Genomic DNA, 13,772 nt, shown 5'->3' with positions numbered 1-13,772 from the left:
CGGAAATATTAAGTAACGGAGAAATCGCGGGCCGCCGCCGATGCGGCGAAGCGGCCCGCGCGATTCCGGAGAGGATATTTTTCAAATGAATGTAACCAGTTCCGAATTCAAAATCAGCGCGGTGGGACCGGCGCAGTACCCGGAGGACGGCCTGCCGGAGTTTGCGCTCGCCGGACGCTCCAACGTGGGCAAGTCCTCGCTGATCAACCGTCTGCTGCGCCGCAAGAATCTGGCCCGCACAAGTTCCGTGCCGGGTAAGACGCAGCATATGAACTATTACCTGATCAATGAAAAAATGTACTTTGTCGATTTTCCGGGTTACGGATTCGCCAAAGTATCCAAGCAGCAGCGCGAAGCGTGGGGACAGATGATCGAACGTTATCTGCTCGAACGCGAAACGCTCAAGCTGGTCATCCAGGTGATCGACCTGCGGCATCCGCCGACCAAAGACGATATCGCGATGTACGAATGGCTGAGCCACTACGATCGTCCGATCTGCGTCGTGGCGACCAAAGCGGATAAAGTGCCGAAGACCCGCCGGCAGAAGCATGCCAAGATCATCCGCCAGGAGTTGGGCATGCGCCCCGGGCAGCCTTTTGTGATGTCTTCGTCCGAAGAAGATATGGGCAAAGAAGAATTGTGGGCCATCGTCGAAAGTTATCTGGCCGTAGAAAGCGAAGAAGACGAGCGAACGGCCGAAGAAGCGCAAACGCAGCCGTCCGATTCCGAAACGACGCCGACGCAAGAAAGCGGCGAGAAAGCGGACGAACCGGCGGAATAAGCGCAGTGCCGAGCACGGACAAACAAATCGCATACACAAACCGTTTTGACGGCGGAATTTACGCCGATATACGGCAGAGGCGGCTTCGGAAACGAAGCGGCCTTTTTGCATAATTTGGGTATAATAAAGGTGTATCCACTTTTAGGAATCGAGGAGATCCGTCATGGCGCAGCGATTAGCCACGGAATTCGTCAAGGCCCGTTTAATGCTGCCGGAAAGCCAGATGTCGACGTTTATGCTGCAAGTCCGGGATACGCATATCCGGCATAGCGTTCGGATGCTCGATAGCGGAAACCGGGAAATCCTGCTGGAAGACGAGGACGGAGATTTGGTCATGCTGTCGCTCGAACACCGAAGAACCCTGTATATCTGCGAAATCTCCTGCCGGATCAGCAGTCCGCGCCTGACCCATCTCGTGCGGAAGCTGTTCGTTTCGTTCAAAGGCAACGGGATGGTCAGACGCATCTATCCGGGATTCGTCATGCTCGACTTCTATACCGAAGGTTCCGTACGCCGGATTATCGAACTGACGCAGGGCGCGAGCCGCCTTGTATTCGAGCATAGGGATCGGCTGCCCGAACTGGAATATCGATTCAAATCGACCGATGTGGAAACGGAAATCGAACGCGTGCGGCGCCGGGTCGATCTGCTGCTCGACCGCCGCCGCGGCGCCGGAGAAGCCGAAGAAGTGCGCAGGCTCGATGCGCTGCTGCGGACCGAAGCCGAAAAGTTATTTAGATTGGAAGCGTAAACAATAAGTAAAAATAAATTGAACATTCATAAACATTTCATTTAATTTCACAAAATCGCGGGGTGGGGTGTGATATAATTTATATAGTTTGTAGTGATCGAATCCCAGTAGAAATCCCAGATCAGGCGGTGAACTTGTTATGCACATCATGGTAGTCGGGTTGAATTACCGGACGGCTCCAGTCGACATCAGAGAACGGTTTACCATAGCGGAAGAAGAGCTCCCGGAAGCGCTGCAGCGGCTTCAGGACACGAAGAGCGTGCTCGAGGGCGTTATCGTGGGCACCTGCAACCGGACCGAGCTTTACGTCGTGGTGGACCGGCTGCATATGTGCGCTTTTTATATCCGCAACTTTATGGAGCAGTGGTTCGGTATCCCGAAAACCGAGTTTACGCAGCATCTCTATATTTACGAAGACGAACGCGCCGTCGAGCATCTGATGAAAGTCGTTTGCGGACTGGATTCGATGGTGCTCGGCGAAACGCAAATTCTCGGCCAGGTGAAGCAGGCGTTTCTGACCGCGCAGAAAGAAAAAGCGACCGGCACCTGGTTCAATATGCTGTTCAAGCAGGCCGTCACGCTGGGCAAGCGCGCCCATTCGGAAACGTCGATCGGCGAGAACGCGGTATCGGTCAGCTATGCGGCGATCGAACTGGGCAAGCGCATCTTCGGCATGTTTACGGACAAAAAAGTACTGATCCTCGGCGCGGGCAAGATGAGCGAATTGACGGTAAAGCATCTCTACGCCAGCGGAGCGGCCCAGGTGATCGTCGCCAACCGCACCGTGGAGAAAGCGCGCGAGCTGGCGGGCAAATTCAACGGCGTATTCTGTACGCTGGAAGAAGGCGTCGGCATGCTCGGCGAAGTGGATATCGTGATCAGCTCCACCGGAGCGACCGAATACGTACTGACGCGCGAGCAGGTCAAGCTGCTGGCGTCGGCGCGCCGTTCGCGTCCGCTATTCATGATCGATATTGCCGTGCCGCGCGACATCGATCCGACGATCGCCGAGCTGCCGGGCGTGTTCCTGTACGATATCGACGATCTGGAAGGCATTGTGGAGAGCAATATGGAACTCCGCCGGGCCGAAGCGGTCAAGATCGAGCGGATGATCGCCCAGGAATCGGACAACTTCTACGGCTGGCTCAAAACGCTGGGGGTGCGTCCCGTTATCCGGGCTCTGCAAGAAAAAGCGTCGGATATTCACCAGGAAACAATCGAGAGCTTGTTCAACAAGCTGCCGGAACTGGACGAGCGCCAGCGAAAAGTCATCAGCCGGCTGATGAAAAGCGTCGCCAACCAGATGATGCACGATCCGATCGACCGGGTCAAAGAAATGGCGGCGGAGAAAAACGGCGCCGAAGCCGTCGAGATGTTCACCCAGATTTTTGCGCTCGAATCGAGATTGGAGCAGGCCGCTGCGGCCGAAACCAAAGAAGCTGTAAAATCGACCGCGGACAGTCCTGCTTTTACCCTGCGTCCGGCGGTTCTATAGGCGGGTGAACGGCATGCTGCTGCTTGCGAGTTTGATCGAGCTGATGATTTATATTTATGCCCTGAGCCTTCTGTTCTATTTCTCCGATTGCGTAAGCCGCAGCGCGAGATCCCGGCGGATCGGAACAGGGCTTCTTGGCGTCACGGCGCTGCTTCAGTTCTGCGTAATCGTGGTGCGCATTGCGTTGGAAGGGCGCGTGCCGCTGTTCTCGGTATACGATTTCCTGTTTCTGTTCGTGTTCGTACTGACCGTAACGGGCCTGGGCGTCGCGCTGAGCAAACGGACCGAATTCGTCGCGCTGCTGCTCGGCATTATCGGATTTACGGCCAGCGTGCTGAACGAGTTCTGGTTCCCGGTCGGCGAGCATGCGGAACATATCGGATACACGCAGCGGCTGCTGCTGATCCTGCATATCGTGCTGGCGAACCTCAGTCTGGTCGCGCTCACGATCGCCGCCGTTTTCGGCGTGTTGTACCTGGTGCTGTATGCGATGCTCAAAAAGAAAAGATGGAACGATACCGTCCGGCGCCTGCCCAGTCTGGAGCAAACGGAACGTTACGCGCATGTGGCCGTACTGACCGGCACGCCGCTGCTGATCGTCTCGCTGCTGGTCGCGTTCCTGCTGATCGTGGCGCAGAAGCGCTGGGAAATGCTGCTGGACGTCAAAGGAATTACGACGTTCGCGGCGCTCGCCGTGTACGCTTTGTATTTTATTTTGAAGCGGACGCGAAAGTATTCGGGCTTTTCGATTGCCAAATGGACGCTTGTCGGCTATGCGCTCGTCATTTTGAATCTGCTGACCAACGCCTTTTCCGAATATCACAAGTGGAACGGAGGCTGAAGCGGCGATATGACCTATTACATGCCGATTATGCTGGATATGGGCGGAATGCGCTGCCTGGTTGTCGGGGGCGGCAACATAGCCGGGCGCAAAGCGCAGCAGTTGGCGGATGCCGGAGCGGATATCACCGTCATCAGTCCCGAAGCCGGTGAAGCGGTGCACCGCCTGGAAAGCCGGGGCATGCTGCGCTGGATCGGGCGAGAAGCGTTCGAAGAAGACGTAAACGGTTATAAACTGGTATACGCATCGAGCGGCGACGAGGCATTGAACGCCCGGATCGCCGCCGCGGCGCGCGCGTCCGGCATATGGGTCAACTCTTCGAGCCGGGCGGAAGAAGGCAGCTTCATCCATCCGGGCGTGCTGCGCCGGGGCAGGCTCGTCGTGTCGGTCTCGACATCGGGAGCCGGTCCGGCCGCGGCGTCGGCGCTGATTCGGGAACTCGACGAACGTTTCGGCGATGAATACGAAACGTACGCCGAGTTTCTTTATGTTATGCGCCGCAAAGTCAGGGAAGCGGTAAACGAACCGGAAGTGCGGCATCGTTTGCTGCGCAAGCTGGCGGAAACCGATATACTGGACCAGATCAAACAAGATAAATTCGTGCCGTGGAGCGATGCGGAAGCGGCGGCATGGATCGAAAGAGAGCGGGAGGAATAGAGAGAATGCGTACAATCGTAGTAGGATCGCGGCAGAGCGCACTGGCTTTGACGCAGACGAACCAGGTGATCGAAGCGCTGGAGAAACTGGCGGAAGAAATGAATCTGCCTCTTTGTTTCGAAGTGAAGAAAATCGTGACCAAAGGCGACCGGATTCTCGATGTCACCCTGTCCAAAGTGGGCGGCAAAGGATTGTTCGTCAAAGAAATCGAACAGGCGCTGCTGAGCGGCGAGATCGATATGGCCGTGCACAGCATGAAAGATATGCCGTCGGTGCTTCCGGAAGGTCTGGTCAACGGCGCGGTGCCGCTGCGCCAGGACGCGCGCGACTGCCTGATTTCCCGCGAAGGGGCCGATCTGGACAATCTTCCGCAGGGAGCCAAAGTCGGCACGAGCAGCCTGCGCCGTTCCAGCCAGCTGCTGGCGTACCGGCCGGACCTGAACGTGGAATGGATTCGCGGCAATATCGATTCGCGCATTCGCAAGCTGGAAACGGAAGGTTTCGACGCGATTCTGCTGGCCGCGGCCGGACTGAAGCGGATGGGCTGGGAAGACCGGATTACTTCGTATATTCCGGTCGAGGTGTGTCTGCCGGCCGTCGGACAGGGCGCGCTCGGCATCGAATGCCGGGCAAGCGACGCCGAACTGCTGGAGCTGCTCGGCCGCTATCAAGACGCGGACACGGCGCGCACCGTCGCGGCGGAGCGATCGCTGCTGGGCTCGCTCAACGGCGGCTGCCAGGTGCCGATCGGCGCTTATGCCGTACTGGGCGAAGACCGGGAAACGCTCACGCTGACCGGGCTTGTCGGCATGCCGGACGGCAGCGTGCTGCTGAAAGAATCGGCGTCCGGCGGCGATCCGGAAGAGCTTGGACGCCGGGTGGCGGCTATGCTTTCGGACAAGGGCGCGGACCGCATTCTGGAACAGGCAAGGAGCTGAGCGTATGACAAAAGGAAAAGTGTATCTGGTCGGAGCCGGTCCCGGCGACGCGAAACTGATTACAATTAAAGGACTGGAATGCATCAAGAAAGCCGACGTCGTCGTGTACGACCGGCTGGCGAGCCCGCGGCTGCTGCGGCAGATGAAGCCGGGCGCGCGCAAGATTTACGTCGGCAAGCGCACCGAGCGCCATACGATGAAGCAGGAAGATATCAACAAGCTGCTGGTCGAGCTGGCGCTGGAAGGGCATATCGTCGTCCGGCTCAAAGGCGGCGATCCGACCGTATTCGGCCGGGTCGGCGAAGAAGCGGAAGAACTGCGCCGGAACGGGATCGAATACGAGATCGTGCCCGGCATTACGTCGTCCATCGCCGTTCCGGCTTATGCGGGGATTCCGGTGACGCACCGCAATCTGGCGTCTTCGTTCTCGGTGATTACCGGACACGAGAATCCCGAGAAGCTGGACAAGATGATCAAGTGGGACAAAGTAACGAACGCGACGGGCACGCTGGTCTTTATGATGGGCGTCGCCCAGATCGGGCATATCACCGCGCAGCTGCTCAAGCACGGACGTCCGGCATCCACGCCGGTCGCCCTGATCCGCTGGGGCACGCGCGCCGAGCAGGAGACCCTGACCGGCACGCTGGCGGATATCGCGGAAACCGTGGCGGCGAGAGATTTCAAACCGCCGGCGGTGATCGTGGTCGGCGACGTGGTCGGCCAGCGAGAGAGACTGCACTGGGCGGAACAGATGCCGCTGTTCGGGCGCCGCATCCTGGTGACGCGCTCGCGCAGCCAGGCCAGCGAACTGGTCGACCGGATCGAGGAACTGGGCGGCGAGCCGTACGAGTTCCCGGTGATCGAGACAGTAATCACCGAAAAGGACGAACAGCTTGAACCGATCCGGCAGGCGTTCGCAAAGATCGAAAGCTACGACTGGGTGTTCTTCACCAGCGTCAACGGCGTCGATTATTTCTTCCGTCATCTGGAACGCGAAGGACTGGATATTCGCAGTCTGCACCGGGCGCGTATCGCGGCCGTCGGCCCGGCGACGATCGAAGCGCTCAAACTCCGCGGCATCCGCAGCGAAGCGCCGCCGGAGAACTTCGACGCCGAAGGGATGATCGCCGCCTACGGGCAGCATCTGCTGCCGGGGCAGCGCGCGCTGCTGCCGCGCGGCGACCTGGCGCGTTCCTGGCTGCCGGAAGCGCTGCGCGAGCGCGGCCTGGAGGTCGCCGAGCTCGATACGTACGAGACGGTCCTGACCGGCGAAGACGACGAAGAACTGCTCGACCTGCTGCATGACGACAAGATTCACGCCGTGACGTTCACCAGCTCGTCGACGGTCCGCAATCTGCTCGCGGTGCTGGAACGCATGGGCGAAAAAAACGCCGCAGAGCTGCTGAACCGGGCGTCGATCGCTTGCATCGGCCCGCAGACGGCGAAGACGGCCGAAGAAGCCGGTTTGAACGTCGATCTGCTGGCGGAAGAAGCAACGATCGAAGGCTTGATCCGCTGCCTGTGCGACTGGAAAGCGGCATCGGACCGGGATAACCCCAATTCTTAACGACAAGTCATTTTAAAAGCGGGTGAATTTAAGCGCAAGAATGCTCAAGCACGGCAGCGCTGGAAGACTATCGCGAACTTTATATAAAAAGGAGTCTTTTCACATGGCATTTCCTACAGTCAGACACCGTCGCCTGCGCCGCACGGCGGCGCTGCGCAGCATGGTGCGCGAAACCGCGATCAGCGCGGACGATTTTATCATGCCGATCTTCGTCACGTACGGAGAAGGAGTCAAGAACGAAATCGGCTCCATGCCGGGCGTGTATCAATTCTCGCTCGATACGCTGCGCGGCGAAGTGGACGAGATCGCCGAACTGGGCATCAAAGCGGTAATCCTGTTCGGCATCCCGGAAACCAAAGACAGCCTGGGTACGGAAGCGTACGCGAACGACGGAATTATCCAGCAGGCGACGCGCAAAATCAAAGAATGGCATCCGGATCTGCTTGTGGTCGCGGATACCTGCCTGTGCGAATTTACGGACCACGGCCACTGCGGCATGGTGCACACCTTCGAACGCGACGGCCATATCCACGGCGACGTGCTGAACGACGAATCGCTGGAGCTGCTCGTGCGCACGGCGGTGGCCCAGGCCGAAGCGGGCGCGGATATTATCGCGCCGTCGAATATGATGGACGGTTACGTCCAGGCAATCCGCGAAGGACTCGACCGGGCGGGTTACGACCAGATTCCGATCATGGCATACTCGGTCAAATACGCGTCGGCGTTCTACGGGCCGTTCCGCGAAGCCGCCGAATCGGCGCCGCAGTTCGGCGACCGCAAAACGTACCAGATGGACCCGGCCAACGCGCTGGAAGCGATCCGCGAAGCGGAAAGCGACGTGCTCGAAGGCGCCGACATGCTGATGGTCAAGCCGGCGCTGGCTTATATGGATATTATCCGCACAATCAAAAACGAATTCGATCTGCCGCTCGTGGCTTACAACGTCAGCGGTGAGTATTCGATGGTCAAAGCGGCTTCGGCCAACGGCTGGATCAGCGAAAAAGCGATCGTGCTGGAACTGCTGACGGGGCTGAAGCGCGCAGGCGCGGATATCATCATCACGTATCATTCCAAAGACGCGGCCCGCTGGCTGCGCGAAGAATAGGAGACGATCCCATGAGCGAATCCGTATCCAAGCGTATCGACGCCAAGTCGAGCGCCGCTTTTGCGGAAGCGAAGCAGTATATTCCCGGCGGCGTCAACAGCCCGGTCCGGGCTTTTAAATCCGTCGGTTTGACACCGGTTTATATCGAGCGCGGCGAAGGTTCGCGCGTTTACGATATCGACGGCAATACGTTTATCGATTACGTCGGTTCCTGGGGGCCGCTGATTATGGGCCACGCGCATCCGGACGTGGTTCGGGCGCTGCAGGAAACGGCGGCCAAAGGCACCAGCTTCGGCGCGCCGACGCTGCTGGAAACCGAAATGGCGAAGCTCGTGGTCGAGCGCGTGCCGTCGGTCGATATCGTGCGCATGGTCAATTCCGGTACGGAAGCGACGCTGAGCGCGATCCGGCTGGCGCGCGGCGCGACAAAGCGCGATAAGATCTTGAAGTTCGAAGGCTCCTACCACGGTCACAGCGACAGCCTGCTGATCAAGGCGGGTTCCGGCGTCGCTACGCTCGGCCTGCCGGACAGCCCCGGCGTGCCGGAATCCGTGGCGAGCAATACGATTACGGTGCCTTACAACGACCTGGAATCGGTCAAGCTGGCGTTCGACAAATTCGGCGAGCAGATCGCCTGCATTATCGTCGAGCCGGTCGCCGGCAATATGGGCGTCGTGCCTCCGCGCGAAGGCTTCCTCGAAGGGCTGCGCGAAGTGACCGAGCGCCACGGCAGCCTGCTGATCTTCGACGAAGTGATGACCGGTTTCCGCGTAAGCATGAGCTGCGCGCAGGGACGATTCGGGATCAAGCCGGATCTGACCTGCTTCGGCAAAGTGATCGGCGGCGGCCTTCCGGTCGGCGCTTACGGCGGCAAGCGCGAGATCATGGAGCAGATCGCGCCGAGCGGCCCGATCTACCAGGCGGGCACGCTCAGCGGCAATCCGCTGGCGATGGCGGCGGGCTATACGACGCTGAAGCTGCTTACGCCGGCCGTGTACGAGCGGCTGGAGCAGGCAGGCGCGCGCCTGCAGGCGGGATTCGAGCGGAACGCGCGGGAAGCCGGCATCCCGGTTACGATCAACCGCGTCGGTTCGATGGTGTGTCCGTTCTTCGCGGAAGGCGCGGTCGTCGATTACGACAGCGCCAAAGCAAGCGACCTGGAATTGTTCCGCCGCTACTTCGCGGCGATGATCGACCGCGGCGTCAGCGTGGCGCCGTCGCAGTTCGAAGGCATGTTCATCTCCGGCGTGCACAGCGACGAAGATATCGACGCCACGATCGAAGCGCATCGCGGCGCGCTGCAATCGCTCTGATGGCGCGTTCCTGGACGCGGCGGGGCGAGTGGATCGAGACGGCGCTGCCGGCGGTCGGCGGCTCGGGCGGAGCGGAAGCCGCCGACCGGACGAACGGGCGCGGCGTCGCGGACCCGGCGGGAGAGACGGGCGCGGACGAAGCCGCGGACGAGCCAAGCCGCCCGGCGCCTGCGGCCGCCGGGCCCGAAGCTCTGGCCGCCGCCGCGCTCGGCGTGCCGGAAAGATTGGCCCGCCGCCTGCTCGCGGCGGGCGAAGTGCAGGTCCGGGGCGGCCGCGCGAAGCTGCGGCTGCGCCCGGACGAGCCCTTCGGCTTCGAGCCCGTCTGGACCGAAGACGGGCTCGAAGCCCTGTACGAGGACGACTTCTGCTTAGTCGTCCGCAAACCCGCCGGGATGCCGGTGCATCCCGATGGCGGCGGCGCGAAGCGCGCTACGCTGGCGAACCTCGTCGCCGCGCATTACCAGCTGCACGGCGAGCAGTGCGCCGTGCATCACGTGCACCGGCTGGACGAATACACGTCCGGCCCCGTGCTGTACGCCAAAGGCGAGTTCTCGCGGCTGGCGCTGGACGCGCAGATGCGCGAGAAAGCCATCGGCCGCGTTTACCTCGCGGTCGCGGCGGGCAAAGTTCCGCCGGCCCTGCGCGTGATCGACGCGCCGATCGGGCGCGACCGCCATCACAAGAGCCGCCGCCGGGTGTCCCCCGGCGGTCAGGAAGCGGTCACCCGCGTCGAGCGGCTCGAAGTTCTCGCCGGAGGCCGCGCAAGCCTGGTCAGACTTGTGCTGGAGACCGGCCGCACGCACCAGATCCGCGTGCATATGTCGCACGCCGGCTATCCGCTGATCGGCGATACGCTTTACGGCGGCCCGGCCGATCCGCTGAACCGCCAGGCGCTGCACGGAGAGAAGCTGAGCTTCGCGCATCCGTTTACCGGCGGGACGATCGAGGTCGACGATCCTTTGCCCGACGATATGCGGGCGCTTCTCGACCGCTTGACTTAGGGCGTGTCTTCAAGCCTACAGAAGTATGTCTTTAGCCGCTTTTTCGCCCACGAATGAACCGTACTTAAAACCATGCACGCTTTATTCGCCGCCCGCGTCGCTTTCCCTTGACGTACCGCCCCGCCCGCGTTTGTCACGGAATCATTGACTACCGCAGCCCGGCACGGTATGATAGTGAATATTCATGACATTTTCAAAGACGGGGAATGGGAAGAGTAGGCAGCTGCCCCTTCAGAGAGCGGAATCCACAGGCTGGAAGATTTCGCAGGACGAGCGCTGGCCGAAGTCGCCCGGGAGTCGTTTTCCTGAACCTTTCACGCGGAGTCTTCGACTTTGCGCAGAGCTAGGGAAGACCGGTTTACGGCCGTTATCCGTACGAGTGCCGCGAGCGGAGTGTCCTTTAGAGGAAACCGATTTTCGTTAAGAAAAAGGTTGACCGAAAGGACCCGGATAGAGCCCGATTTTTCTTCGGAAAACGGGTGTCTAATAGGTTGCTGATTTTCCTGCGGAAAACAGCTAGCAGCGGAACAAAGGTGGTACCGCGAGAGCAAGTCCTTTCGTCCTTTGCGACGAAAGGCTTTTTTTATTGCCTTTTTTAAAAAACCGTGCAAACCAGCAAATTCATTCCACATAACGGGGGGCTGTCCGATGTCGGATATTCAAAGTAACGAGAATCAAACGTCGCTGCCGACGACTTACGATCCGAAGTCCGCGGAGCAGAAGTGGTACACATACTGGATGGAGAACGGCTTTTTCAAAGCGGGCCGCGTGCCGGAAGCGAAGCCTTACAGCATCGTGATTCCGCCGCCGAACGTAACGGGCGTGCTGCATATCGGTCACGCGTTGGACTTTACGATCCAGGATATTCTGATCCGCGCCAAGCGGATGCAGGGTTACGACGCGCTGTGGCTGCCGGGCTCCGACCATGCCGGAATCGCCACGCAGGCCAAAGTGGAGCAGAAACTGCGCGAGCAGGGCATCAGCCGCTACGATCTGGGCCGCGAGAAGTTCCTGGAGCAGACCTGGGAATGGAAAGAGACTTACGCCGCCAATATCAAAGCGCAGTGGGCGAAGATCGGCCTGTCGCTCGACTATTCGCGCGAACGCTTCACGCTCGATGAAGGGCTGTCCGACGCGGTTAAGGAAGTGTTCGTCAAGCTGTACGACAAAGGTCTGATCTACCGCGGCAAACGCATCATCAACTGGGACCCGGCCGCGCGCACCGCTTTGTCCGATATCGAAGTCGAGTACAAAGAAACGCAGGGCCATCTGTACCATCTGGAATATCCGCTCAAAGACGGAAGCGGTTCGATCACGGTCGCGACCACGCGTCCGGAAACGATGCTGGGCGATACGGCCGTCGCCGTTCACCCGGAAGACGAGCGCTACGCCGCCATGATCGGCAAAACGCTTGTGCTGCCGGTAGTCGGCCGCGAGATTCCGGTCATCGCCGACGAGTACGTGGAGAAAGAATTCGGCAGCGGCGCGGTCAAGATTACGCCGGCGCACGATCCGAACGACTTCGAGGTCGGCCTGCGCCACGATCTGCCGCAGATTACGGTGATGGACGAAGGCGGCGTCATGAACGCCGAAGCCGGTCCGTACGAAGGACTGGACCGCGCGGACTGCCGCAAAAAAATCGTCGCCGACCTCAAAGAGCAGGGCGTACTGATCAAGATCGAAGACCATCTGCATCAAGTCGGCCACAGCGAGCGCACCGACGCCGTTGTCGAGCCGTACCTGTCCACGCAGTGGTTCGTCAAAATGCAGCCGCTGGCCGAGCCGGTCGTGAGCGCGCAGAAGTCGGGTGAAGGCGTCAAATTCGTGCCGGAACGCTTCGAACGCACGTATCTGCACTGGATGGAAAACGTCCGCGACTGGTGTATTTCCCGTCAGCTCTGGTGGGGACACCGCATCCCGGCCTGGTATTCGGAAGAAACGGGCGAAATGGTCGTAGCCAAAAACGAAGAAGAAGCGAAAGCCAAACTGGGCCGCGACGATCTCGTCCAGGACAACGACGTGCTCGATACCTGGTTCAGCTCGGCCCTGTGGCCGTTCTCGACGATGGGCTGGCCGGACGAAGAAAGCGAAGATTTCAAACGCTATTATCCGACGGACGTGCTCGTAACGGGCTACGACATCATTCCGTTCTGGGTATCGCGGATGATCTTCCAGGGCTTTGAATTCACCGGTAAAATGCCGTTCAAAGATACCCTGATCCACGGCCTCGTCCGCGACAGCGAAGGACGCAAAATGTCCAAATCGCTCGGCAACGGCGTGGACCCGCTCGAAGTCATCGAGAAATACGGCGCGGACGCGATGCGCTTTATGCTGTCCACCGGCATCACGCCGGGACAGGATCTGCGCTTCCGCTGGGAACGCGTCGAACAGATCCGCAACTTCGCGAACAAGATCTGGAACGCTTCGCGCTTCGCGCTGATGAACTTGGAAGGTTTCACGTACGACCGGATCGATATTACGGGCGACCTGACGACGGCGGACCGCTGGATTCTGCATCGCTTGAACGAGACTTCCCGCGATATTACCCGCCTGATCGATTCGTACGAGTTCGGGGAAACGGGACGTCTGCTGTACAATTTTATCTGGGACGATCTGTGCGACTGGTATATCGAGTTCGCCAAGCTGTCGCTGTACGGCGAGGACGCGGCGGCCAAAGCGAAAACGCAGTCCGTGCTGGCTTATGTGCTCGACCGCACCCTGCGCCTGATCCATCCGTTTATGCCGTTTATTTCCGAAGAGATCTGGCAGCATCTGCCGCACGACGGCGAAACGATCACGCTGGCCCAGTGGCCGACTTACGAGGACAGCCTGGAAAATGCGGCGTCCGCGCGCGAAATGGAACTGCTGATGGAAGTGATCCGTTCCGTCCGCAATATCCGCGCCGAAGTGAACGTGCCGATGAGCAAAAAGATCGAGCTGAACATCAAAGCGACTTCGCCGGAAACGTTCGAGATCCTGCGTGCGAACGAAGGCTACATCCGCCGCTTCTGCAACACGTCCGAGTATTCCAGCGGACTGGATCTGCAGGCGCCGGATAAAGCGATGATCTCGGTGATTACCGGAGCGGAGCTGTATCTGCCGCTGGCGGGCCTGATCGATATCGACCAGGAAATCGCCCGGCTCGAAAAAGAAGTGAAGACGCTGAACTCGGAAGTGGAGCGCGTCGACAAAAAGCTGTCCAATCCGGGCTTCACGTCGAAGGCTCCGGCGCATGTGATCGAGGAAGAGCGCGCCAAACAGGCCGACTACTCCGACAAGCGCGACAAAGTGCTGGCCCGCATCGCCGAGCTGAAAGGGTAAGG

11 protein-coding genes are annotated in these 13,772 nt (G+C 59.8%); all 11 read left to right on the top strand.

The genetic code is table 11. The features are described 5' to 3' along the window. Positions 1 to 85: 85 nt before the first annotated feature. The gene (gene yihA, locus QWJ34_RS10560) at positions 86 to 781 is read left to right on the top strand and encodes a ribosome biogenesis GTP-binding protein YihA/YsxC (protein WP_302727565.1); all 696 of its coding nucleotides are present in this window, start codon (positions 86 to 88) and stop codon (positions 779 to 781) included. Positions 782 to 944: 163 nt separating this feature from the next. Then, entirely contained in the window at positions 945 to 1,532 is a 588-nt protein-coding gene (locus tag QWJ34_RS10555) for a non-ribosomal peptide synthetase module (protein ID WP_302727563.1), read from the top strand. Positions 1,533 to 1,671: 139 nt separating this feature from the next. Further along, on the top strand, positions 1,672 to 3,027 hold the full coding sequence (gene hemA / locus QWJ34_RS10550; protein ID WP_302727562.1) for a glutamyl-tRNA reductase: 1,356 nt from the start codon (positions 1,672 to 1,674) through the stop codon (positions 3,025 to 3,027). A 13-nt stretch (positions 3,028 to 3,040) separates the two neighbouring features. Next, positions 3,041 to 3,868 carry a cytochrome c biogenesis protein CcsA gene (gene ccsA, locus QWJ34_RS10545; RefSeq protein WP_302727560.1) on the top strand — a complete coding sequence of 276 codons (828 nt, stop codon included), beginning with the start codon at positions 3,041 to 3,043 and terminating at the stop codon, positions 3,866 to 3,868. 9 nt (positions 3,869 to 3,877) lie between these two features. Further along, on the top strand, positions 3,878 to 4,525 hold the full coding sequence (locus QWJ34_RS10540) for a precorrin-2 dehydrogenase/sirohydrochlorin ferrochelatase family protein (RefSeq protein ID WP_302727559.1): 648 nt from the start codon (positions 3,878 to 3,880) through the stop codon (positions 4,523 to 4,525). 5 nt (positions 4,526 to 4,530) lie between these two features. After that, on the top strand, positions 4,531 to 5,463 hold the full coding sequence (gene hemC, locus QWJ34_RS10535; RefSeq protein ID WP_302727558.1) for a hydroxymethylbilane synthase: 933 nt from the start codon (positions 4,531 to 4,533) through the stop codon (positions 5,461 to 5,463). Positions 5,464 to 5,467: 4 nt separating this feature from the next. Next, entirely contained in the window at positions 5,468 to 7,030 is a 1,563-nt protein-coding gene (gene cobA, locus QWJ34_RS10530) for a uroporphyrinogen-III C-methyltransferase (RefSeq protein WP_302727557.1), read from the top strand. A 103-nt stretch (positions 7,031 to 7,133) separates the two neighbouring features. Beyond that, entirely contained in the window at positions 7,134 to 8,135 is a 1,002-nt protein-coding gene (gene hemB / locus QWJ34_RS10525) for a porphobilinogen synthase (protein ID WP_302727555.1), read from the top strand. A gap of 11 nt (positions 8,136 to 8,146) precedes the next feature. Then, on the top strand, positions 8,147 to 9,448 hold the full coding sequence (hemL, locus tag QWJ34_RS10520) for a glutamate-1-semialdehyde 2,1-aminomutase (protein WP_302727553.1): 1,302 nt from the start codon (positions 8,147 to 8,149) through the stop codon (positions 9,446 to 9,448). Beyond that, positions 9,448 to 10,449, top strand: a complete 1,002-nt coding sequence (locus QWJ34_RS10515; protein WP_302727552.1) for an RluA family pseudouridine synthase — start codon at positions 9,448 to 9,450, stop codon at positions 10,447 to 10,449. Before hemL ends, QWJ34_RS10515 begins: the two co-directional genes overlap by 1 nt. Positions 10,450 to 11,097: 648 nt before the next feature. Further along, positions 11,098 to 13,770, top strand: coding sequence for a valine--tRNA ligase (locus QWJ34_RS10510; RefSeq protein WP_302727550.1), 2,673 nt, complete (start codon positions 11,098 to 11,100; stop codon positions 13,768 to 13,770). Positions 13,771 to 13,772 lie beyond the last annotated feature (2 nt).

The organism is Saccharibacillus sp. CPCC 101409 (genome assembly GCF_030518235.1).
In the GTDB taxonomy this organism is placed as follows: domain Bacteria; phylum Bacillota; class Bacilli; order Paenibacillales; family Paenibacillaceae; genus Saccharibacillus.
Note: the sequence above shows the minus strand (reverse complement) of the source record. Positions and strands in the feature narration are given on the sequence as shown.

Bases quoted from the DNA above. Each gene is read 5' to 3' on its own strand.
- cobA (WP_302727557.1), top strand. From the start codon at position 5,468: ATGACAAAAGGAAAAGTGTATCTGGTCGGAGCCGGTCCCGGCGACGCG.
- hemL (WP_302727553.1), top strand. From the start codon at position 8,147: ATGAGCGAATCCGTATCCAAGCGTATCGACGCCAAGTCGAGCGCCGCT.
- hemA (WP_302727562.1), top strand. From the start codon at position 1,672: ATGCACATCATGGTAGTCGGGTTGAATTACCGGACGGCTCCAGTCGAC.
- QWJ34_RS10515 (WP_302727552.1), top strand. From the start codon at position 9,448: ATGGCGCGTTCCTGGACGCGGCGGGGCGAGTGGATCGAGACGGCGCTG.
- hemB (WP_302727555.1), top strand. From the start codon at position 7,134: ATGGCATTTCCTACAGTCAGACACCGTCGCCTGCGCCGCACGGCGGCG.
- hemC (WP_302727558.1), top strand. From the start codon at position 4,531: ATGCGTACAATCGTAGTAGGATCGCGGCAGAGCGCACTGGCTTTGACG.
- QWJ34_RS10540 (WP_302727559.1), top strand. From the start codon at position 3,878: ATGACCTATTACATGCCGATTATGCTGGATATGGGCGGAATGCGCTGC.
- QWJ34_RS10510 (WP_302727550.1), top strand. From the start codon at position 11,098: ATGTCGGATATTCAAAGTAACGAGAATCAAACGTCGCTGCCGACGACT.
- yihA (WP_302727565.1), top strand. From the start codon at position 86: ATGAATGTAACCAGTTCCGAATTCAAAATCAGCGCGGTGGGACCGGCG.
- QWJ34_RS10555 (WP_302727563.1), top strand. From the start codon at position 945: ATGGCGCAGCGATTAGCCACGGAATTCGTCAAGGCCCGTTTAATGCTG.
- ccsA (WP_302727560.1), top strand. From the start codon at position 3,041: ATGCTGCTGCTTGCGAGTTTGATCGAGCTGATGATTTATATTTATGCC.